This window comes from Bacillus sp. SYZHCR11 (assembly GCF_057196865.1).
The window spans coordinates 226,679-248,878 of the sequence record NZ_JBXUND010000003.1; the positions used below are offsets into that span (position 1 = coordinate 226,679).

Below are 22,200 nucleotides of genomic sequence, written 5' to 3' on the forward strand. Positions count from 1 at the left end.
AGAGGGAGAGGGGCTATCATGAGTCAATCAAGCATTATCGTAGTCGGCGGGGGTCTAGCCGGCCTCATGGCGACAATTAAAGCAGCGGAATCAGGCACGGCCGTTAAATTGTTTTCCATCGTTCCGGTCAAACGCTCTCACTCGGTCTGCGCGCAGGGCGGGATAAACGGAGCTGTCAACACAAAAGGGGAAGGAGACTCTCCGTTTGAGCATTTTGATGACACGGTATACGGAGGCGACTTTTTGGCAAACCAGCCTCCTGTAAAAGCGATGTGTGAAGCGGCGCCGTCCATTATCCACTTATTGGACCGCATGGGGGTTATGTTTAACAGAACGCCGGAAGGGCTCTTGGACTTCCGCCGTTTCGGGGGTACACAGCATCACAGAACCGCTTACGCGGGAGCGACGACGGGTCAGCAGCTTCTTTACGCACTGGACGAGCAGGTGCGCAGATATGAAGTGGCGGGTCTCGTCACAAAATACGAAGGCTGGGAATTCCTCGGCGCCGTTCTTGACGATGAGCGCACGTGCCGCGGTATCGTAGCCCAAAATCTGACCAATATGCAAATCGAGTCATTCCGTTCTGACGCCGTTATTATGGCGACGGGAGGACCCGGAATCGTATTCGGAAAATCAACAAACAGCATGATCAATACGGGATCTGCCGCATCAATCGTCTATCAGCAGGGCGCTTATTATGCAAACGGCGAATTTATCCAAATTCACCCGACAGCAATCCCGGGGGACGATAAACTGCGTCTGATGAGTGAATCGGCGCGCGGCGAGGGCGGTAGAGTCTGGACGTACAAAGACGGAAAACCTTGGTACTTCCTCGAGGAAAAATATCCGGCTTACGGAAACCTCGTGCCGCGGGATATTGCGACACGTGAAATCTTTGACGTGTGCGTGAATCAGAAACTCGGCATCAACGGAGAAAACATGGTGTATCTCGATCTGTCGCACAAAGATCCGAAAGAGCTTGACGTTAAGCTTGGCGGCATTATCGAAATCTATGAAAAATTCATGGGTGATGACCCGCGCAAGCTTCCGATGAAAATTTTCCCTGCCGTTCACTATTCGATGGGCGGACTGTGGGTTGATTATGATCAGATGACAAGCATCCGCGGACTGTTCGCAGCGGGTGAATGTGATTATTCAATGCACGGAGGAAACCGTTTGGGGGCGAACTCTCTGCTTTCCGCCATCTACGGAGGAATGGTGGCCGGACCGAATGCGGTGAAATATGTTTCCGGACTTGAAACATCAGCGGAAGACCTGTCTTCTTCATTATTTGATTCCTATGTGAAAAAAGAAGAAGAAAAATGGGCCGATATCATGAAGATGGACGGCGATGAAAATGCCTACGTGCTTCACCGTGAGCTCGGAGAATGGATGACGGCCAACGTCACGGTGGTCCGCCACAACGACAAGCTTTTGAAAACAGATGACAAAATCCAAGAGCTGATGGAACGCTTTAAGAAAATCAATATCAACGATACGACAAAATGGAGCAACCAAGGGGCGATGTTCACCCGCCAGTTCTCCAATATGCTTCAGCTTGCCAGAGTCATCACGCTCGGCGCATATAACCGAAATGAAAGCCGGGGAGCGCACTATAAACCGGATTTCCCTGAAAGAAATGACGATGAGTGGCTCAAAACGACGATGGCTAAACATGCCGGTCCGTTTGAAGCTCCGGAATTTGAATATCAGGATGTCGATGTATCACTGATTGCGCCCCGTAAACGCGACTACTCGAAGAAGAAGGTGGCGAAATAATCATGAGTGAGAAAAAGATACGGTTTATCATTACACGCCAGGATACGCCCGAAAGCGCGCCATACGATGAAGAATTCGAAATCAATTACCGCCCGAATCTGAACGTGATTTCCGCCCTGATGGAAATCCGCAGAAATCCCGTGAATGCAAAAGGAGAGAAAACCACTCCGGTCGCATGGGACATGAACTGTCTTGAAGAAGTATGCGGCGCCTGCTCCATGGTCATCAACGGAAGACCGCGCCAGTCGTGTACGGCGCTGATTGATAAGCTGGAACAGCCGATCCGTCTGAAGCCGATGAAAACATTCCCGGTTGTCCGTGACCTTCAGGTTGACCGCAGCAGAATGTTTGATTCACTGAAAAAAGTGAAAGCATGGGTGCCGATTGACGGAACTTACGATTTGGGGCCGGGGCCGAGAATGCCGGAAAAACGCCGCCAGTGGGCATATGAATTGTCTAAATGCATGACATGCGGCGTCTGCCTTGAAGCCTGCCCGAACGTCAACAGCAAGTCGAAATTCATGGGGCCTGCCCCGATGTCACAAGTGCGTCTGTTTAATGCCCATCCGACGGGCGCGATGAACAAAGCAGAACGTTTAGAAGCTTTAATGACAGACGGCGGCCTCGGAGATTGCGGGAATTCACAAAACTGTGTTCAATCCTGCCCGAAAGGCATTCCGCTTACGACTTCAATCGCTGCTTTGAACAGAGATACCAATTTACAAGCATTCCGTAATTTCTTCGGAAGCGACAGAGTATAAGAAAGAGAAAAAGAGCCTCTTCCGCACGGGAGAGGTTTTTTTATAAGGAGCTGAAGGTGATGAAACAACCGCAATATATTGATATCCCGTTTGAAGAATGGAGACAGTCGTTTTCTTTCTTTACTGAAGTATCGGTTCGTTTTTCAGAAACGGATATGTTCGGCCATATGAATAATGTAACCCCTTTCATCTATTTTGAAGAAGCACGGATCGCTTATTTTAAACAGCGGGGCATGACGGCGCAAAACTCGGAAACGATGACGGTCGTCGCAAGCCAGCAGTGCGACTATATGCGTCAGGTGATGCCGTATGAAAATCTGCGGATTTATGTGAAAGCAAGCGCTGCCGGAAATGCGTCCGTCACCCTTCATTACCTTGGAGAAAATGAGTCGGGCCTGCCGTGCTTTACAGGTTCCGTCGTTATGGTTCAAGTGTCGAAAAAAAGCGGCAAAGCGGTCAGCTGGACGGAGCGGGAGAAAGGCATTCTGCTCGCCTGAACGGATAACTATTTCTCTAAGAGACGTCACCTCCGAAGCGCCCTTTACATATGATATCTTGACTATATAAACCCATTCGTTTCAGATTCGCTCTCACCTTAGCAAGGAGGGTTACAATACTTGAAGGAGAAAGATTTTCAATCAAAGCCGCTGCTGACCAAAAGAGAAAGAGAAGTATTCGAATTGCTCGTTCAAGACAAGACAACAAAGGAAATTGCAAGCGAGCTATTTATCAGTGAAAAAACTGTACGGAATCACATTTCAAATGCCATGCAGAAGTTAGGTGTGAAAGGGCGTTCGCAAGCTGTTGTCGAGCTTCTTAGAATGGGTGAGCTAGAGCTCTGATTCTTGCCGGTTTTCCTTCTTTACGAGAAGGAGCCGGTTATTTGCGTTGGCGCCCGGGCTGATGGGCATGCGGTGAAAATCCCGGTTTTTCCTTTTTCTCCGTCAGTCTTGCATTTTCTTAAAAAAAGAAGGAAAATAGACACGGAGCGCATAGCCCAGAAAGATCCTTGAGTGAGGGATGGACAAATGACATCAAAATCTGTAGAGCATGTTGCGGATATCGAAAAATCACTCCGCCATATCGCTGCGATCATTAAACAAAAAGGAAGAGAAATCCTTAACCAATATGCAATTACACCGCCGCAATTCGTGGGGCTTCAATGGCTTTATGAATTGGGGGATATGACAATAGGCGAATTATCAGGCAAAATGTATTTGGCTTGCAGCACGACGACGGATCTGATAGACCGCATGGAAAAAAATAAGCTTGTCGAGCGGGTCAAAGACCCGGCTGACAGACGGGTCGTCAGAATTCATCTTCTCGCTGAAGGAGAGCGCATTATCCAAGAAGTGATTTTGAAAAGACAGGCTTATTTGCGGGATATGTTTGCGACATTTTCCGAAGAAGAAACAGCCGCTTTCGAAAAATCATTATTGAAACTGCAGCATGAAATGAAAAGAAAATGAGGCGATTTTGTTGGAACAGCCGATAGGAGTCATTGATTCCGGGGTTGGCGGGTTAACCGTTGCTAAGGAAATCATGAGACAGCTACCGAAGGAAAATATCATCTATGTGGGAGATACAAAACGCTGCCCGTACGGCCCGCGTCCTGAAGAAGAAGTTCTTCAATACACGTGGGAAATGACCGATTACCTGCTGGAAAACCACCATATCAAAATGCTCGTGATCGCCTGTAATACGGCCACGGCCATTGCCTTGGAGGATATTCAGCGCAAAACGGATATTCCGGTTGTCGGCGTCATTCAGCCGGGTGCGAGAACGGCGATAAAGGTCACGAAAAACCAGCATATCGGCGTCATCGGCACGGTCAATACCATTAAAAGCAGAGCGTATGAGCAGGCGCTGCTCGGGTTAAACGCAGAACTTCAAGTTGAGAACACGGCTTGTCCGCTGCTCGTGCCGTTTGTGGAAAGCGGACGGTTTCTTCAGGAATCAGCGGAGGAAGCGGTTGAAGCATCGCTTGAACCTTTAAAAGGTACATCAATTGACACCTTGATTTTAGGATGTACGCATTATCCGATTTTAAAAGACCCGATTCAGAATTATATGGGAGAGCATGTGAAAATCATTTCCTCCGGAGACGAGACGGCGAGAGAAGTGAGCACCATCTTGTCTTATAAAGGTTTGTTAAACCAATCGAAACATGCACCGGAGCATCAATTTCTTACAACGGGAGAGCGGAACGGCTTCGCAAAAATTGCCGAAGACTGGTTCGGTCACGAAATCGGCCATGTCGAGTGCATCTCCCTTCAAGAGCCGGTCAGAAAATAAATCAAAAAAACCCCGCTGTTTACAGCGGGTTTTTTTGCGCTTCCCGGTCTATTTCCCGGACAGGGCTCGTATACATCATAGTACAAACAGCCTTAGGAGGGAAAAGTATGCTGAAAAAAGGACCTGCAGTCATTGCTGCAACATGTCTTACTTCGGCTTTTGTATTATCTGGATGCGGTTTATTTCAATCCGATAAAACAGCCGGGGAAATTGACCCGCCTCAAGACATTTCATATGTAAAGGATGAAGCGGGAATTCAGGCAAAACCAAAGCAGTCAGAGAAAAACGGCACTTCTCAAGCCGACCAGCCGGCCAATACAGTCATGCGAGAACTGTATCTGATTGATAAAAACGGCTATGTCGCAGCACAGACACTGCCTCTTCCGAACAGTGAGGGAACCGCAAAGCAGGCCCTTGAGTACTTGGTTCAGGGAGGGCCTGTATCAGAAATCCTGCCGAACGGCTTCAGAGCGGTGCTCCCTGCGGATACGACGGTAAATGTCGATATTAAAAAAGACGGCACTGCCGTCGCTGATTTTTCGAAGGAATTTAAAAACTATAAAAAAGAAGACGAACAAAAAATCCTGCAATCGATTACATGGACGCTTACCCAATTCAGCTCAATAGATAAAGTCAAAATCAGAATCAACGGGCACGAACTGAAAGAAATGCCTGTGGGCGGCACGCCGATTACGGGCGACTTAAGCAGAAAAGACGGGATTAATATTGAAACGGCCGGAGTGAATGATCTGACAGACACCCATCCGCTGACTGTATATTATCTGGCGGAAACAGAGACAAGCGAATACTACGTGCCTGTTACAAAGCGGATTGACAATTCGGAAACAAATGACATCACCGCTGCCGTTGAACAGCTCACCGACGGACCGGGCAAAGCAAGCGGGCTTTTGACGGACTTTAATAACGATGTTAAGCTTCTCAGCAAGCCGAAAGTGAAAGACGGCCAGGTTACACTGGACTTTAACAGCTCTATTTACGGAAGCGCCGACGAAAAAACAAAAATGGTGTCATCGGGCGTACTGGACAGCATCGTTCTCACGTTAACCGAACAGCCGTCGATTAAAAGTGTTTCTATAAAAGTAAACGGAAAATCAGAACTGGTGAATGAAAAAGGAGAATCCCTTTCAAAACCAGTTTCGAGGCCGGCACAAGTGAATACGGGTAGTTTTTAATTTGCGATTTTTGATATACTAGTAAAAAAGAGGTTAGCGTTCCGGCTGCCTCTTTCTTTATTCACAATCCGGAACAAAAGGTTTATGTACATATAATCGGAGGTAAAATATGAGACACGACGGAAGACAGCACGATGAGCTGCGCCCTATCACATTTGATTTGGATTTTATCACTCACCCGGAAGGCTCTGTTTTAATTACAGCGGGAAATACAAAGGTCATTTGTAATGCATCTGTGGAAGACCGGGTGCCGCCATTTTTACGCGGCGGAGGAAAAGGCTGGATCACAGCGGAATACAGCATGCTTCCCCGCGCGACGAATCAAAGAACGATAAGAGAATCTTCAAAAGGAAAGGTCTCCGGCAGAACGATGGAAATTCAGCGGCTGATCGGGCGCGCGCTCCGGGCCGTCGTTGATTTGGAGAAGCTCGGCGAACGGACGATTTGGATCGACTGTGACGTCATTCAAGCTGACGGCGGAACAAGAACGGCTTCCATTACCGGCGCATTCTTGGCAATGGCCATTGCGACCGGCAAACTCGTAAAAAGCGGCGTTATCAAAACCTCTCCCGTGACAGATTATCTCGCGGCCATTTCTGTCGGGATGGATAAAGAAGAAGGCCTTCTTTTAGATCTGAATTATGAAGAGGATTCGGCGGCTGAAGTCGACATGAATATCATCATGACGGGAAGCGGACGTTTTGTAGAGCTTCAAGGGACGGGCGAAGAAGCCACATTCTCCCGTGAAGATTTAAACGGACTGTTAAGCCTTGCCGAAAAAGGAATCCAGACGCTTATTCAAAAGCAAAAAGAAGTGCTGGGAGAAACATTGCCTGAACTGAAATAAGAAAGAGAGGCCTGATCAGCGTGAAAGAAGTCATTATTGCGACACACAATCAGGGAAAAGTGAAAGAATTCAAGGAAATACTCGAACCGAAAGGCTACAGCGTCTCTTCTTTGGCGGAAATCGGATTTACGGAAGAAATTGAGGAAACCGGACATACCTTTGAAGAAAACGCCATCTTAAAAGCGGAAGCCGTGGCAAAAGCCGTCAACAAAATGGTCATTGCAGACGACTCCGGTTTATCAGTGGACAACCTTGGAGGCAGACCGGGCGTTTATTCAGCCCGTTATGCCGGAGAAGCAAAAGATGATAAGGCGAATATGGACAAGGTGCTGTCAGAATTAAAAGGCATCGAAAAAGAGCAGCGCACGGCCCGTTTCCGCTGCGCCCTTGCCGTCAGCATGCCGGGGCAGGAAACAAAAACGGTCGAAGGTCATGTTGAAGGGTATATTGCAGAAGGACCCGAAGGAGATAACGGGTTCGGCTATGATCCCATTTTTATTGTAAAAGATAAAGATAAAACCATGGCCCAGCTGACAAGCGCTGAGAAAAACAAAATCAGCCACAGGGCTGAGGCGCTCAAGAAACTGTCAAAGCTGCTTGATTCATAAGGGGGAGCGTATGCAATGAAAGTGCTGATAATAAGTGACAGTCACGGCCTTGAAGACGAGCTGGAGACGATTGCAAAGCGGCACGAAGACGAAGCGGATCTGATGATTCATTGCGGTGATTCAGAGCTTGACGCCGCACATCCGGCACTCACGCCGTATCACAAGGTGAAAGGCAATTGCGACTTTGGCGGCGGGTTTCAGGATGAACTCCTTCTGGATGCCGGTTCAAAGAAAATTCTGGCCGTTCACGGGCATCTTCACGGCATTAAACAGTCACTTTTAACTGTTTTTTACCGGGCGGAAGAGCTTGGGGCGGATATCGTCTGCTTCGGCCATTCACATATTGCGGGGAGTGAAGTGCTTCGGGGCAAGCTTTTGATTAATCCGGGCAGCATCCGTCTTCCGAGAGTCCGCAATGTGAAAAGCTATGCCATTCTTACTCTTACAGAAAGAGAAGGCGCCGTGACATTTTACGACGAAACGGGTCGGGAATTGAAGGACTTGGGGAATACAATCAGTTTTTAACAAGTGATGGGGGAGATTTCATTCTTCCCCATCAAAAGTTTTTAAAAAAATATTGACTTATGATTTGAACCTGTATATAATAAATCTTGTCGCTGATACATAAAGCAAAAGCTGTCCCAGTAGCTCAGCTGGATAGAGCAACGGCCTTCTAAGCCGTCGGTCGGGAGTTCGAATCTCTCCTGGGACGTACAAAAAAAGAGCTGGTGACATCAGAGTGAAAACTGATGCCGCTGGCCTTTTTTATCGGATGACTATATTGTCAATTCACTGATATCATGGTAAAATAATCAGCAGATATTTGTTTTTCATGTCCCAGTAGCTCAGCCGGATAGAGCAACGGCCTTCTAAGCCGTCGGTCGGGAGTTCGAATCTCTCCTGGGACGTATAAAAAACCTCAAGCCCTGACAATGGGTTTGAGGTTTTTTTGTATTTTATTTTTAGTTTTACGAAACAAAAGTTCCGTATTTGATGAAAATTGTAAAGTAATTTTAATGTAAATGAAACTTAATGTAATATTTACCGTAATAAATATATGTATAAAGATACTTAAGGCGCCCTTGAGTGATAAATTATCTGATTTCTATCATACGTTTTGTTGATGATTGATAGAAAGACAGCAGGAGGAATTAGCTTTTGAAGTACGCATTTGCATATAAAAATCACAATATAGAAACGATCTTTTGCGGAAAAGACGAGCTGTTTGAGGAACTGAAACAATTTTTAATCACTCAATGCGGTTTAATCATTGTTGAGGTTTCAAGGGCTGATTACTATACGGAGCAGGAAATGAATCAGTGGAATGAACGTTATACTCTGTGAATAAGAAAAGAAACCGGCCGTGTGAGACCGGTTTTTGTATCATCTGAATCCGCTCGGAGCGCTGAAGCCCCCGGCATGGCCGCTGAAACCGCCACCGAGCGCGCCGGGATGTGCCCCGGCGCCGAGGCTTCCGCCGACGTCACTGAAGGTTTGGCCGTAGTACCCGGATGTATAAGGGTACGGAACGAATTGCTGTCCGGCGAATGACAGTGTGCTTTGCGGGGTCTGCTGTCCGTATCCGGATGGCGGAAATCCCTGCTGAAAAGAAGGGCCGCCTTGATATGGTGCTGTATGCATCGGGGCCGGAGGATAGTAAGACTGCGGCGGTAAGACCGGTAAAGGCGGAAATCCAGGAGGCAGGCCCTGCATGCCTGATAACATCTTATTCATGACATCACTCATTTCTTACGAGATAAGAACAGTGTATGCGTATGTCTGTATAAAGAGCCTGTTCAATCGAACGGAATATCTGACAAGCATGCCGGAAGGACAGAGAAAAATCGCGTAATAAAATGTGACATATTCGTATATGAACGGAAAAATTTCATGTAATCTTGAGAGATTAATAAAAAAAATATAAAAACTTTTAACATTTGCCGATCCTTTTATATCAGTAATGAAAGCGTATACAAAATAGATTGATTAATCTAAATTGTCTAATAATTATAAAAATGCTGTTGACACTGTCTGCAAACGGGCGTAATATGAGTTCAAACAAAAATAAATAAATGATTCACGCTAAAAAGAAAAATCATAAAACACTGAAAAAACAAACAAATGAAGGTTCTTTTTTAATAAAAGAGCTGCCATAATAAAAAGCGCAGAAGAGGATAAGTAGCTTTGCTGAAGTTTTTCACAGAGAGCCGGTAACGCTGAGAGCCGGTAAAACAAATCAAAGTGAACTCCCCTCAGAGTGCCGGTCTGAAATGTAAAGAGTAGGACTCGGCCGAGTGAACGCAATGTTTACTCGTTATCAAAACGGATAATCATTATCCATGAGACGGTCTGCATATGACCGTAAACAAGGGTGGTACCGCGGAGAGCAAAGCCTTTTCGCCCCTTTTGGCTATCGCATGAAATGCTTGGCTGAATGTGGGTGGGAAGGCTTTTTTATTTGCGTCAGCCGGCGCTGCGTTTTATGAATTGGATTTTAGAAGGGAACATTGAAAAGGAGGAACTGAAAATGGGCACAAATGTACAGGCGGATTCTTTGTCTGCCGATTGTACAAAAACAATGAACGGGGCTCTGATGCTGATTGAATCATTAAAGAAAGAAAATGTCGAGATGATCTTCGGCTATCCGGGGGGAGCCGTCCTTCCGATTTACGATAAACTGTATCAATCAGGATTGGTTCACATCCTGCCCCGCCACGAGCAAGGCGCGATTCATGCGGCAGAAGGGTATGCGAGAGTCTCCGGAAAGCCGGGGGTTGTGATTGCTACCTCCGGACCCGGAGCGACAAATTTAGTTACCGGTCTTGCGGATGCGATGATTGATTCACTGCCGCTCGTAGTGTTTACCGGTCAGGTCGCCACTTCGGTCATCGGCAGCGACGCTTTCCAGGAAGCCGACATTTTAGGAATTACGATGCCGATTACGAAACACAGCTACCAAGTCCGCCGTCCGGAAGATCTCCCCCGTGTGATTAAAGAGGCGTTCCATATTGCCACGACGGGAAGACCGGGCCCGGTATTAATTGATATACCGAAGGATGTCGCAGCATTTGAAGGAGAATTCAGATATGATCACGAGATCAATCTTCCGGGTTATCAGCCGGTAAAAGAGCCTAACTATCTGCAGATCCGAAAGCTCGTGGAAGCTGTCAGCAGTGCGAAAAAGCCGATTATTTTAGCCGGAGCGGGTGTTTTGCACGGTAAAGCTTCAGAAGATTTAAAAAATTATGCTGAACAGCAGCAAATTCCGGTAGCGCACACGCTTCTCGGTCTGGGCGGTTTCCCGGCAGACCATCCTCTTTTTCTGGGAATGGCGGGGATGCACGGCACATACACAGCGAATATGGCGCTTTACCACTGTGACTTGCTGATCAGCATCGGAGCGCGGTTCGATGATCGCGTGACCGGAAATCTGAAGCATTTTGCAAAATCGGCCAAAGTAGCGCATATCGATATTGATCCTGCTGAAATCGGAAAAATTATCGAAACGCAGATTCCGGTGGTCGGCGACAGTAAAATCGTCCTTCAGGAATTATTGAAGCAAAACGGAAAACAGGGACAGACAGAGGAATGGAAACAGCAGCTTTCAGAATGGAAAGAAGAATATCCGCTTTGGTATACAGACGACAGAGAAGAGGGCTTGAAACCCCAAAAGCTGATTGAGTATATTCACCAATTCACAAACGGTGAGGCGATTGTGGCGACGGATGTCGGCCAGCACCAGATGTGGGCGGCTCAGTTTTATCCTTTCCGAAAGGCTGATAAGTGGGTGACCTCGGGGGGGCTCGGCACAATGGGCTTCGGCCTTCCGGCGGCCATCGGAGCGCAGCTGGCCGATCGTAACGCCACGGTCGTTGCCATCCTCGGAGACGGCGGTTTTCAGATGACCCTTCAGGAATTAGATGTCATCCGGCAGCTGAATCTTCCTGTCAAAGTGGTTATCTTGAACAACGAATGTCTGGGCATGGTCAGACAGTGGCAGGAAATCTTCTATGAAGAACGCTATTCTGAATCCAAATTCTCGGCGCAGCCTGACTTTGTCAAATTGTCAGAAGCCTACGGCATTAAAGGCGTTCGGATTTCATCGGAAGAAGAGGCGGAAGAAGAGCTTAAAAAGGCGCTTTCATCAAAAGAACCGGCCGTTATTGACGTCCGGGTCGCCAAAAGCGAGAAAGTATTCCCGATGATCGCGCCGGGTAAAGGACTTCATGAAATGGTGGGGGTGAAACCTTGAAACGCATTATCACATTAACGGTGGTCAACCGCTCGGGGGTATTAAACCGGATCACCGGCCTGTTTACAAAAAGACACTATAATATCGAAAGCATCACTGTAGGCCACACGGAAACAAGCGGTGTTTCAAGGATTACATTTGTCGTCCATGTGGAAGGCGAAAATGACGTAGAGCAGCTGACAAAGCAGCTTAACAAACAAATTGACGTCCTGAAAGTGACGGATATTACAAACCAATCGATTGTACAGCGTGAGCTGGCATTAATCAAAGTTGTTTCCGCACCGTCGGCCAGAACGGAAATCAATGGAATCATTGAGCCGTTCAGAGCTTCCGTCGTTGATGTCTCAAGAGACAGCATCGTCGTTCAGGTTACCGGTGAATCTAATAAAATCGAAGCGCTCATAGAGCTTCTCAAACCTTACGGAATTAAAGAAATCGCGAGAACGGGCACAACGGCTTTTGCGAGGGGAACCCAGCAGAAGGCGTCATCCAATAAAACAATTTCAATTGTATAACACAAAAAAGGGAGAGATTAAAATGGTAAAAGTATATTATAACGGTGATATCAAAGAGAACGTATTGGCAGGTAAAAAAGTAGCGATTATCGGTTACGGTTCACAAGGTCATGCACACGCGCTGAACTTAAAAGAAAGCGGAATTGATGTCATTGTCGGCGTCAGACAAGGCAAATCATTTACACAGGCCCAAGAAGACGGTCATAAAGTCTTTTCGGTAAGAGAAGCGGCTGCCCAGGCTGATATCATTATGGTTCTTCTTCCGGATGAGCAGCAGCAAAAAGTATATGAAGCTGAAATCAAAGATGAATTGACGGCGGGCAAGTCATTGGTATTCGCACACGGATTTAACGTCCATTTCCATCAGATCGTGCCTCCTGCTGATGTGGATGTATTCCTTGTCGCCCCTAAAGGACCTGGACACCTTGTCAGAAGAACATATGAACAAGGCGCGGGCGTACCGGCATTGTTTGCCATCTACCAGGATGTATCAGGCGAAGCGAAAGATACGGCTCTTGCTTATGCAAAAGGAATCGGCGGAGCGCGTGCGGGGGTTCTTGAAACAACATTTAAGGAAGAAACGGAAACGGATTTGTTCGGTGAGCAGGCTGTTCTGTGCGGAGGTTTAACGGCGCTTGTCAAAGCGGGTTTTGAAACGCTGACAGAAGCCGGCTACCAGCCTGAACTCGCATACTTCGAGTGTCTGCACGAACTGAAGCTGATCGTAGACTTGATGTATGAAGAAGGATTGGCGGGCATGAGATACTCTATCTCCGATACGGCTCAATGGGGAGACTTTGTATCAGGACCGCGCGTAGTCGATGCGAAGGTAAAAGAATCGATGAAACAAGTATTAACGGATATTCAAAACGGTACATTCGCAAAAGAATGGATCGTGGAAAACCAAGTGAACCGTCCTCGTTTCAATGCGATCAATGCAAGCGAAAACGAGCATCAGATTGAAAAGGTCGGCAGACAGCTTCGTGAAATGATGCCGTTTGTCAAACAAGGCAAAAAGAAGGAAGCGGTGGTCTCCGTTGCGCAAAATTAATGTTTTCGACACGACCCTTCGTGACGGTGAACAATCTCCCGGGGTCAACCTCAATTCCCGGGAGAAACTGGCGATAGCCAAGCAGCTTGAAAGACTCGGGGTTGACATTATTGAAGCGGGATTTCCCGCTTCATCCCGAGGTGATTTTTTAGCCGTGCAGGAAATCGCAAGAACGATTAAAAATTGTTCGGTAACAGGGCTTGCCCGATCTGTCAAAGGTGACATTGACGCAGCCTGGGAAGCGCTGAAAGACGGGGTCAGCCCGCGCATTCACATCTTTATCGCCACCTCTGACATTCATCTGAAGCATAAGCTGAAAATGACGCGGGACGAGGTTAAGGAAAAAGCGGTTGAAATGGTGAAGTATGCAAAAGAACGCTTTCCGATCGTTCAGTGGTCGGCAGAAGACGCATGCCGCACCGAACTTCCGTTTCTGGCTGAAATCGTAGAAAAAGTGATTGATGCCGGCGCGAGCGTCATCAACCTGCCGGACACTGTAGGTTACCTGACGCCTGCTGAATACGGAAACATCTTTAAATATATGAAGGAACACGTTCCGAATATCAGCCGGGTAAAGCTCTCTGCCCATTGCCACGATGATCTCGGAATGGCGGTTGCCAACTCACTTTCGGCAATTGAGAACGGCGCTGATCAAATTGAATGCGCCATTAACGGCATAGGAGAAAGAGCCGGGAACGCCGCGCTAGAGGAAATCGCCGTTGCGCTTCATGTCAGAAATGACGCGCATCAAGCCGATTCATCTCTCAATCTTCATGAATTGAAGCGGACGAGTGATCTTGTCAGCAAACTGACGGGCATGGCCGTTCCCCGCAATAAAGCAATCGTCGGAGATAACGCTTTCGCACATGAATCCGGCATTCACCAAGACGGTTTCCTGAAAGAAAAATCAACATATGAAATCATTTCACCGGAACTTGTCGGCGTGACTGCTGATGCGCTCGTACTCGGAAAGCATTCCGGACGCCATGCGTTCAAAGACCGCCTGAATGCGCTTGGATTCCAGTTTGATAGTGAGGAAATCAATAAATTTTTTACGATGTTTAAAGAACTGACCGAAAAGAAAAAAGAAATCACCGATGATGACTTGATTTCTCTTATTTTAGAAGAAAAAGTGACGGACAAAAAAATCGGCTATGAATTTCTGTCTCTGCAAGTGCATTACGGAACGTCTCAGGTGCCGACTGCAACAGTCTCTTTGAAAAACCAGGAAAACGAACAGCTGATTCAAGAGGCGGCAACGGGGGCGGGCAGCGTAGAAGCCGTTTATAATACGCTCGGGCGCTGCATCGATAAAAATATTGAACTGACAGACTACCGCATCCAATCCAACCGGAAAGGCGAAGACGCGCTGGCTCAAGTTTATGTCAGAGTGACCGTGAACGGAAAAGAAACATCAGGGCGGGGAATCGCGCAGGATGTTCTGGAAGCTTCTGCTAAAGCTTATCTGAACGCCGTGAACCGGCAGTTGGTGCTGGATTGCAATTTAGACGGATTAAAGAGACGGACTGCGGTCGGCTCGTAATAGAAAGGAGAACGTTTGATTTGAAAAAACGCATTGCTTTGCTTCCAGGTGACGGAATCGGACCGGAAGTGGCGGAATCAGCGGCAGATGTATTGAAAAGCGTTGCCGAACAATTCGGACATGAATTTGAATTTGAAAACGGGCTGATCGGGGGAGCGGCGATTGACGCCCATCAAAACCCCCTTCCTGAGGAGACGGTGGCTCTTTGTGAAAGATCCGACGCCATTCTGCTCGGGGCAGTCGGCGGGCCGAAATGGGACCAAAATCCTCCGGAGCTCAGACCGGAAAAAGGCCTGCTCGGCATCAGAAAAAAGCTCGGCCTGTTTGCCAATCTGCGTCCCGTGACCGTATTTGAAAGCTTGTCTGAGGCGTCTCCGCTGAAAAAAGAATATATCAGCGGCGTCGACTTTGTAATCGTCAGGGAACTGACGGGCGGCCTCTACTTCGGAGAACCGAGCAGACAGTATGTCAATGAAGCGGGAGAAAAGGAAGCGGTCGATACCCTTTTTTATAAGAAAGAAGAAATCGCACGCGTTGTCAGAGAAGCCTTTAAGATGGCTGCCGGCAGAAAAGGAAAAGTGACGTCCGTTGATAAGGCGAATGTGCTTTCTTCAAGCAGACTGTGGCGTGAAACGGCGGATGAAATCGCAAAAGAATTTCCTGATGTGACGCTTGAACATATGCTTGTCGATAATGCCGCGATGCAGCTCATCTACGCTCCGAGCCAGTTTGACGTCATCGTAACTGAGAATATGTTCGGCGATATTTTAAGCGATGAAGCCTCCATGCTGACAGGCTCGCTCGGCATGCTGCCGTCAGCCAGTTTATCAAGTTCAGGTCTTCACTTGTTTGAACCCGTGCATGGATCTGCGCCTGATATCGCCGGTAAAGGGATGGCCAATCCGTTTGCGGCGATTTTATCAGCGGCGATGCTTTTGAGAACATCTTTCGGACTTGAAAACGAAGCGCAGGCGGTGGAAAAAGCGGTCGCAAAGGTGCTTGCAGACGGCAGCCGTACACGTGATATCGCCCGGGACGGCCAATATGCCGGAACGCATGACATTACTGAAAAAGTAAAAGCCGCATTAGCCGGCTCGAATACAAAATCTATAGTGTGACGCTTTAAAGAAAGCGGTCTTAGTTCATAGGTAGAGGGAGGAAACAAAGATGATGCCTCGAACAATCATCGAAAAGATTTGGGATCGGCATGTTGTAAAAAGCGGTGAAGGAAAACCCGACCTTCTCTATATTGATCTGCACCTCATTCATGAGGTGACGTCTCCTCAGGCGTTTGAAGGGTTAAGGCAGAAGGGAAGAAAGGTCAGACGGCCGCAGAACACGTTCGCGACGATGGACCACAATATTCCGACCGTCAACCGTTTTGACATTAAAGATGAAGTCGCAAAGCGCCAAGTAACCGCGCTTGAACGGAATTGCGAGGAGTTCGGCGTCCGTCTTGCGGATCTTCACAGCGCAGACCAGGGAATCGTTCATGTGGTCGGGCCTGAGCTTGGTCTGACACTTCCGGGAAAAACGATCGTTTGCGGAGACAGCCATACATCGACTCACGGCGCGTTCGGAGCGCTTGCCTTCGGTATCGGCACAAGTGAGGTGGAACATGTTCTTTCCACACAGACATTATGGCAGCAGCGGCCGAAAACGCTTGAAATCCGCGTTGACGGAACGCTCCAAAAAGGAGTGACAGCGAAGGATGTCATCTTGTCGGTCATCGGAAAATACGGGGTGAAATTCGGTACCGGATATGTCATTGAATACACCGGGGAAGTATTCAGAAACATGTCTATGGACGAACGCATGACTGTCTGCAATATGTCAATAGAAGCGGGAGCCCGTGCGGGACTGATCGCTCCTGATGACACGACGATTGAATACTGTAAAAACCGTAAATACGCGCCAAAAGGCGAGGAATTTGAAAAAGCCGCCGCAGAATGGAAAGCGTTAAAAACCGATCCGGGCGCCGTATACGATCATTCCATCGTGTTAGACGGCAGCGAAATTTCTCCAATGGTAACATGGGGTGTCAATCCCGGCATGGTTCTTCCGGTCGATGCCCAAATACCTGCGCCGGAAACGATTGATTCTGAAGACGGTAAAAAAGAAGCCATCCGCGCTTACGAATACATGGGGATCGCGCCGAATCAAAAAATTGAAGATATTAAAGTCGAGCATGTGTTTATCGGCTCCTGTACAAATTCACGGATGACCGATCTTCGCCAGGCTGCGGATATGATCAAAGGCCGAAAAGTCGCCGACAGCGTCAGAGCCATTGTGGTGCCGGGTTCTCAAAGCGTGAAACAGCAGGCCGAGGAAGAAGGGCTGCACCGCGTGTTTCTCGAGGCCGGCTTTGAATGGAGGGAATCAGGCTGCAGCATGTGCCTCAGTATGAACAATGATGTCGTGCCTGAAGGGGAACGATGCGCTTCCACCTCCAACCGCAATTTCGAAGGCAGACAGGGAAAAGGCGCGAGAACACACCTTGTCAGTCCGGCGATGGCGGCAATGGCGGCCATTCACGGGCATTTCGTCGATGTAAGAAAGTTTTATCAAGAAAAAACAGTTGTGTAAGGAGTGCGCGAAAAGATGGAACCTTTAAAAATGCATACGGGAAAAGCGGCCGTCTTAAACCGGATCAACGTCGATACGGACCAGATTATTCCGAAACAGTTTTTGAAAAGAATTGAAAGAACCGGATACGGCAGATTCGCGTTTTTTGATTGGAGATACCTTGAGAACGGTGAGCCTGATCCTGAATTTGAATTAAACCGCAAAGTCTATGAAGGCGCGTCCATATTAATTGCCGGAGAGAATTTCGGCTGCGGATCATCCCGTGAGCACGCTCCTTGGGCGCTGGATGATTACGGCTTCAAAATCATCATTGCTCCGTCATTTGCCGATATTTTTCATCAGAACTGTTTTAAAAACGGTATGCTTCCCATCCGTATGCCGTATGATCAGTGGAAAAAACTCGCCGGTCAATATGAAAATCAGTCTCTAAATATGACGGTTGATTTGGAAAACCAGCTCATTCACGACAGTGAAGGAAAAGAGATTTCATTTGAAGTCGATCCGCACTGGAAGGAAATGCTGATTAACGGTTATGATGAAATTTCATTAACGCTTCTGCTGGAGGACGACATTCAGCAGTTTGAATCGAAAAGAAGTTCATGGCTTCAAGCCTGAAAAAAGCCGCCCGGCATCTGTCCGGCGGCTTTTTTTACCGTGTGCATCATCCTTTCTTGTGTTTCATGACGCGTGTTGATACACTTGAACAAAATAAGCGCCTGAAAGGAAATAAAGTATGACGCATGACAAGAAAAAAGCTGATATCATTCCTTTCCCCCGTCTGAAAGAACGCTTGGTTGATAAAGGGATGGCCGCCATGAAGGATAAACAGTATGAGGAGGCCCTCGAACTGTTTTCAGAGGCGGTAAGCCACGGCGATACCGAGTCCGACGTACATTTAGGCATGGCGATTTGTTTTCTGGAACTCGGGGAATTGGAAGAAGCAAAACAAGTTTGCGAGAAAATGCTGAATGAAGGGTACGGCCATTATTTCACCGTATTGCAGGTGTACATGACCATTTTAATTCAGCTGAAACAATATGAAGAAGTCAAAAGCACAATTGAAGCTGTGCTGGAAGAAAACCAGCTGCCCGCAGAAAGTGCGGAGCAATTCTACCGGCTGCTCGAATTCAGCCGCAAAATGACCGATCCCGATCAGCAGGAGGAGGCGTGGGAGGAGGAATACGAGGACATTCTTGATACGGAAAAAGTGCTGAACAGCCCCGCTGAACAAATGAATCTGATTCATTCTCTTAAAGACCGCAATATTGCAAAATACACGGGTCTCTTAAAAACGATTCTTCAAGATCCGGGCGCGCATCCTCTTATTAAGACAATGATTTTGACGCTGATGGCCGAGCACGACTACAGTAAACCGGTCCATATTACAAAATTCGGCGATTCAATGACCGCGATACCGAGTGAAACGGTCCAGCCTGATGCGGCTCCGATTTTGCACCGCGTTCTCCGGGTGCTTGATGAAACGCTGGGCAATGAAAACCCTACATTATATGCTGCCGTCGAGGAGCTGTGGAGAAGACATCTGTACGTCCTGCACCCTTTTATGCCGAAGTTTTTGAACGCGGATTTATGGGCGGCGGCGCTTCATAAGGTCGGTTACGAGATGCACGGCATTGACATTGAGCCGGAGGAACTTCATCTGATGTACGAGTTTGACAGCCGCGAACTCGAAGAAGCCTGCACGATGATTAAGGATATTGAAGAAATTTCTTATTTGTAAATCACACCATATAGTTGAAAGCAGTAGGCGTTATGTTATAATATAGTGGTTGTATTTATGTATAGCGGTTTAACTGAAATGAGAATTACGGTTGGACAGGCTGCCAGTTCATTACATAATGATTCTGATTCAAAGCGGTTTTTTCTTTGACAAAGCCGCGGATTGCTTTAGAATGGAAGACCGACACAACCTGAATAGATTTTTGGAGGGAAACACATGTCTGTAAAATGGGAAAAACAAGAAGGCAACGAAGGCGTATTAACGGTTGAAGTTGATGCGGATACGTTCAAAACAGCTCTTGATGATGCATTTAAAAAAGTAGTAAAACAGGTTTCTATTCCTGGATTCCGCAAAGGGAAAGTTCCCCGCGGTTTATTCGAACAGCGTTTCGGCGTTGAAGCTCTTTACCAGGATGCTTTAGATATTTTACTTCCTGTAGAATACCCTAAAGCGGTTGAAGAAGCCGGCATTGAGCCTGTAGACCGCCCTGAAATCGATGTTGAAAAAATCGAAAAAGGCGAAAGCTTAATTTTCACTGCAAAAGTGACTGTAAAACCGGAAGTGAAACTTGGCGATTACAAAGGCTTAGGAATCGAAAAAGATGACACTGCCGTTACTGACGAAGATGTACAAAACGAACTTAAAGCGCTTCAAGAGCGTCAGGCTGAGCTTGTCGTGAAAGAAGAAGGCGCTGTTGAAAACGGCGATACAGTCGTTCTTGACTTCGAAGGTTTCGTTGACGGCGAAGCGTTTGAAGGCGGAAAAGCTGAGAACTACTCACTTGAAGTAGGATCAGGTTCATTCATCCCGGGCTTCGAAGAGCAGTTAACAGGCCTTGAAGCAGGCGCTGAAAAGGATGTTGAAGTAACATTCCCTGAAGAGTACCACGCTGAAGAGCTTGCCGGAAAACCAGCTGTTTTCAAAGTGAAAATTCATGAAATCAAAGCGAAAGAGCTTCCTGAGCTTAACGACGAATTCGCAAAAGACATTGACGAAGAAGTTGAAACGCTTGCTGAATTAACCGAGAAAACAAAAAAACGCCTTGAAGAAGCAAAAGAAAACGAAGCTGACGCTAAATTGCGTGAAGAGCTTGTTCTGAAAGCATCTGAAAACGCTGAAGCTGATGTTCCTCAAGCGATGATCGACACTGAGCTTGACCGCATGCTGAAAGAATTCGAACAGCGTCTGCAAATGCAAGGCATGAACCTTGAGCTTTACACTCAATTCTCAGGCCAAGACGAAAACGCGTTAAAAGAGCAAATGAAAGAAGATGCCGCAAAACGCGTAAAATCAAACCTGACTCTTGAAGCGATCGCTCAAGCAGAAAACCTTGAAGTAACGGACGAAGAAGTTGAAGCTGAGCTGACTAAAATGGCTGAAGCTTACAACATGCCGGTTGAAAACATCAAGCAGGCAATCGGTTCAACTGACGCGATGAAAGAAGACTTAAAAGTTCGAAAAGCAATTGATTTTCTTGTAGAAAACCGTTAATATGGTTCATAATAATAGACATAATAAAACAGGGCGCGATTAATTCGTGCCTTGTTTTGTACAATTATGATATAACTCTTTTTCTTGGGGCAAGATAGTCATTGCCGGGCTGTTTTTCGTCATACATATAGAATGTGCAAGTGCGAAACACATTGTTACCGTCTTACTGGAAAGTATGGTAAAATGCAATACATACTCGATCGTAGCAAGAACCGTTTTCTTTTGCCCTTCAGGTAAAAGAAAAAGTGAGACAAGATTAAGGGGTGAAAGAATGTTTAAATTCAACGAGGAAAAAGGACAATTGAAATGCTCGTTCTGCGGAAAAACGCAAGATCAGGTTCGTAAGCTGGTTGCAGGACCGGGTGTATATATATGCGACGAATGTATTGAGCTCTGTACAGAAATCGTAGAGGAAGAGCTTGGTACGGAAGAAGAAGTCGAATTTAAAGACGTTCCGAAGCCGCAGGAAATCCGTGAGATTCTGAATGAATATGTCATCGGACAGGATCAGGCGAAGAAATCACTTGCGGTTGCGGTATACAACCATTACAAACGCATCAATTCCAACAGTAAAGTGGATGATGTTGAGCTTTCTAAAAGTAATATTTCTTTAATCGGACCGACTGGAAGCGGGAAAACACTTCTTGCCCAGACGCTTGCGCGTATTCTGAACGTTCCGTTTGCGATCGCGGACGCTACATCTCTGACTGAAGCCGGATATGTCGGTGAGGACGTAGAAAACATCCTCCTCAAGCTGATTCAGGCAGCAGACTATGATGTGGAAAAAGCAGAAAAAGGCATTATCTATATCGATGAAATCGATAAAGTAGCGCGAAAATCTGAAAACCCGTCCATTACACGCGATGTATCAGGCGAAGGCGTTCAGCAGGCGCTGCTGAAAATTCTTGAAGGAACGGTTGCAAGCGTGCCGCCTCAAGGAGGACGCAAACATCCTCATCAGGAATTCATCCAGATCGATACGACGAACATTCTGTTCATTTGCGGCGGTGCATTTGACGGCATCGAACAAATCATCAAACGCCGTCTCGGACAAAAAGTCATCGGCTTCGGCTCTGATAATAAAGCGGCAGACCTGGAAAAAGAAGAACTGCTTTCTAAAGTTCTTCCGGAAGACCTGCTCCGTTTCGGTCTGATTCCTGAATTCATCGGCCGTCTTCCTGTCATTGCAAGCCTTGAGCAGCTTGACGAAACGGCACTGGTTGAAATTCTGACTAAACCGAAAAACGCACTCGTCAAACAATACAAGAAAATGTTAGAACTTGATGATGTCGAGCTTGAATTTGAAGGCGAGGCATTATCTGAAATTGCGAAAAAAGCGATCGAGCGTAAAACAGGCGCACGCGGCCTGCGTTCTATCATTGAAGGCATCATGCTTGACGTCATGTTTGATCTGCCGTCCCGCGATGATATTGAAAAATGTGTCATTACCGGAGCGACAGTCGCAGACGGTGAAGCGCCGCGTCTTGTATTAAAAGACGGCACTGTTGTCGGCCAAGATAAAACATCAGCATAACACGACA

22 protein-coding genes, 2 tRNA genes and 1 other annotated feature are annotated in these 22,200 nt (G+C 47.1%); of the genes, 23 read left to right on the plus strand and 1 reads right to left on the minus strand.

Features of this window, described 5'->3' with window-relative positions; all coding sequences use genetic code 11:
* Positions 1-18 precede the first annotated feature (18 nt).
* From sdhA to AC2CGA_RS12985, 13 genes are all read left to right on the plus strand, one after another.
* Positions 19-1,779 carry a succinate dehydrogenase flavoprotein subunit gene (sdhA, locus tag AC2CGA_RS12925; RefSeq protein WP_003152573.1) on the plus strand — a complete coding sequence of 587 codons (1,761 nt, stop codon included), beginning with the start codon at positions 19-21 and terminating at the stop codon, positions 1,777-1,779.
* 2 nt (positions 1,780-1,781) lie between these two features.
* Positions 1,782-2,540: a succinate dehydrogenase iron-sulfur subunit gene (gene sdhB, locus AC2CGA_RS12930; protein ID WP_003152575.1), complete on the plus strand. Its 759-nt coding sequence runs from the start codon at positions 1,782-1,784 to the stop codon at positions 2,538-2,540.
* Positions 2,541-2,599: 59 nt separating this feature from the next.
* Positions 2,600-3,037 carry an acyl-CoA thioesterase gene (locus tag AC2CGA_RS12935; protein ID WP_003152577.1) on the plus strand — a complete coding sequence of 146 codons (438 nt, stop codon included), beginning with the start codon at positions 2,600-2,602 and terminating at the stop codon, positions 3,035-3,037.
* Positions 3,038-3,157: 120 nt separating this feature from the next.
* A complete protein-coding gene (gene gerE / locus AC2CGA_RS12940) occupies positions 3,158-3,382 on the plus strand; it encodes a spore germination transcription factor GerE (RefSeq protein ID WP_003152579.1) in 225 nt (74 codons plus the stop codon).
* Between the two features lie 186 nt (positions 3,383-3,568).
* A complete protein-coding gene (locus AC2CGA_RS12945; RefSeq protein WP_003152580.1) occupies positions 3,569-4,009 on the plus strand; it encodes a MarR family winged helix-turn-helix transcriptional regulator in 441 nt (146 codons plus the stop codon).
* Positions 4,010-4,016: 7 nt separating this feature from the next.
* Positions 4,017-4,835: a glutamate racemase gene (gene racE, locus AC2CGA_RS12950; RefSeq protein WP_012118125.1), complete on the plus strand. Its 819-nt coding sequence runs from the start codon at positions 4,017-4,019 to the stop codon at positions 4,833-4,835.
* Between the two features lie 107 nt (positions 4,836-4,942).
* Complete coding sequence (locus AC2CGA_RS12955) at positions 4,943-6,028, plus strand: GerMN domain-containing protein (RefSeq protein ID WP_139885346.1); 1,086 nt, start codon at positions 4,943-4,945, stop codon at positions 6,026-6,028.
* A 109-nt stretch (positions 6,029-6,137) separates the two neighbouring features.
* Positions 6,138-6,875 (plus strand): ribonuclease PH, encoded by a 738-nt coding sequence (gene rph, locus AC2CGA_RS12960; protein ID WP_003152583.1) that lies wholly within the window; start codon positions 6,138-6,140, stop codon positions 6,873-6,875.
* Between the two features lie 11 nt (positions 6,876-6,886).
* The gene (locus AC2CGA_RS12965; protein WP_095315571.1) at positions 6,887-7,483 is read left to right on the plus strand and encodes an XTP/dITP diphosphatase; all 597 of its coding nucleotides are present in this window, start codon (positions 6,887-6,889) and stop codon (positions 7,481-7,483) included.
* 15 nt (positions 7,484-7,498) lie between these two features.
* Positions 7,499-8,008 (plus strand): YfcE family phosphodiesterase, encoded by a 510-nt coding sequence (locus AC2CGA_RS12970; RefSeq protein ID WP_003152586.1) that lies wholly within the window; start codon positions 7,499-7,501, stop codon positions 8,006-8,008.
* A gap of 113 nt (positions 8,009-8,121) precedes the next feature.
* Positions 8,122-8,195: transfer RNA gene (locus tag AC2CGA_RS12975), tRNA-Arg, on the plus strand.
* Positions 8,196-8,317: 122 nt separating this feature from the next.
* Positions 8,318-8,391 (plus strand) — tRNA-Arg (locus AC2CGA_RS12980).
* 250 nt (positions 8,392-8,641) lie between these two features.
* Entirely contained in the window at positions 8,642-8,827 is a 186-nt protein-coding gene (locus AC2CGA_RS12985) for a hypothetical protein (protein WP_003152588.1), read from the plus strand.
* 39 nt (positions 8,828-8,866) lie between these two features.
* On the opposite strand, the gene AC2CGA_RS12990 is transcribed toward AC2CGA_RS12985, so the two are convergent.
* Entirely contained in the window at positions 8,867-9,217 is a 351-nt protein-coding gene (locus AC2CGA_RS12990) for a hypothetical protein (RefSeq protein ID WP_014305527.1), read from the minus strand.
* Positions 9,218-9,639: 422 nt separating this feature from the next.
* Positions 9,640-9,891 (plus strand) — a binding site (T-box leader).
* Between the two features lie 119 nt (positions 9,892-10,010).
* On the opposite strand from AC2CGA_RS12990, the gene ilvB reads away from it, so the two are divergent.
* The 10 genes from ilvB (at position 10,011) to clpX (ending at position 22,193) form a co-directional block, all read left to right on the plus strand.
* Entirely contained in the window at positions 10,011-11,735 is a 1,725-nt protein-coding gene (gene ilvB, locus AC2CGA_RS12995) for an acetolactate synthase large subunit (RefSeq protein ID WP_024085665.1), read from the plus strand.
* Positions 11,732-12,250 (plus strand): acetolactate synthase small subunit, encoded by a 519-nt coding sequence (gene ilvN / locus AC2CGA_RS13000; protein ID WP_003152598.1) that lies wholly within the window; start codon positions 11,732-11,734, stop codon positions 12,248-12,250. Before ilvB ends, ilvN begins: the two co-directional genes overlap by 4 nt.
* 22 nt (positions 12,251-12,272) lie before the next feature.
* Positions 12,273-13,301 carry a ketol-acid reductoisomerase gene (gene ilvC / locus AC2CGA_RS13005; protein WP_003152600.1) on the plus strand — a complete coding sequence of 343 codons (1,029 nt, stop codon included), beginning with the start codon at positions 12,273-12,275 and terminating at the stop codon, positions 13,299-13,301.
* Positions 13,288-14,844 carry a 2-isopropylmalate synthase gene (locus AC2CGA_RS13010; protein WP_043867325.1) on the plus strand — a complete coding sequence of 519 codons (1,557 nt, stop codon included), beginning with the start codon at positions 13,288-13,290 and terminating at the stop codon, positions 14,842-14,844. Before ilvC ends, AC2CGA_RS13010 begins: the two co-directional genes overlap by 14 nt.
* 20 nt (positions 14,845-14,864) lie before the next feature.
* Entirely contained in the window at positions 14,865-15,962 is a 1,098-nt protein-coding gene (gene leuB, locus AC2CGA_RS13015; protein WP_003152604.1) for a 3-isopropylmalate dehydrogenase, read from the plus strand.
* Between the two features lie 49 nt (positions 15,963-16,011).
* A complete protein-coding gene (gene leuC / locus AC2CGA_RS13020; protein ID WP_003152606.1) occupies positions 16,012-17,430 on the plus strand; it encodes a 3-isopropylmalate dehydratase large subunit in 1,419 nt (472 codons plus the stop codon).
* Between the two features lie 15 nt (positions 17,431-17,445).
* A complete protein-coding gene (gene leuD, locus AC2CGA_RS13025; protein WP_003152608.1) occupies positions 17,446-18,045 on the plus strand; it encodes a 3-isopropylmalate dehydratase small subunit in 600 nt (199 codons plus the stop codon).
* 118 nt (positions 18,046-18,163) lie between these two features.
* Positions 18,164-19,168, plus strand: a complete 1,005-nt coding sequence (gene ddcA / locus AC2CGA_RS13030) for a DNA damage checkpoint antagonist DdcA (RefSeq protein ID WP_003152614.1) — start codon at positions 18,164-18,166, stop codon at positions 19,166-19,168.
* Positions 19,169-19,384: 216 nt separating this feature from the next.
* A complete protein-coding gene (gene tig, locus AC2CGA_RS13035; RefSeq protein WP_003152618.1) occupies positions 19,385-20,659 on the plus strand; it encodes a trigger factor in 1,275 nt (424 codons plus the stop codon).
* A gap of 271 nt (positions 20,660-20,930) precedes the next feature.
* Positions 20,931-22,193 (plus strand): ATP-dependent protease ATP-binding subunit ClpX, encoded by a 1,263-nt coding sequence (clpX, locus tag AC2CGA_RS13040; protein WP_003152620.1) that lies wholly within the window; start codon positions 20,931-20,933, stop codon positions 22,191-22,193.
* The last annotated feature ends 7 nt before the right edge of the window (positions 22,194-22,200 follow it).